The organism is Mesorhizobium sp. WSM4976 (genome assembly GCF_029625685.1).
Lineage (GTDB): Bacteria > Pseudomonadota > Alphaproteobacteria > Rhizobiales > Rhizobiaceae > Mesorhizobium.
On record NZ_JARTVT010000122.1, the window covers coordinates 1 to 326 of the forward strand.

The 326-nt window shown below is 59.5% G+C and carries 1 protein-coding gene; it reads right to left on the minus strand.

Features of this window, described 5'->3' with window-relative positions; all coding sequences use genetic code 11:
* On the minus strand, positions 1-326 hold a 326-nt coding region (locus P9272_RS35990), incomplete at both ends, for a hypothetical protein (protein ID WP_278164977.1).

The window sequence follows — 326 nt, forward strand, 5'->3', positions numbered from 1 at the left end:
GGAACCTGGCCGGCACCGCGGTCGGCCTCGATGTCTGGATCAGGCTTTTGATCATCGGTGCCGAGATGAAGCGTGATCGAGGCGCCCTTGGCGACCCCGATGCCTTTGCCGCCGTTGGCGATGGCGTTTGTCAATGCCTCATAGGAGACATCGAAAATTAGCTTGTCATCCGCCCAAATGCGCGGAATGGCTGTTGCTGGACCATTCCACGCAAATGCGACGGCGAAGGTTGCGGTGTAGCTGTAGGTGGTGACTTCCGGGCCGAGCGCCTTGCCCTGCCTTTCGGTCTTGACGTGCTCGTCGACGTGATTGCCTTTGAGCCAGAT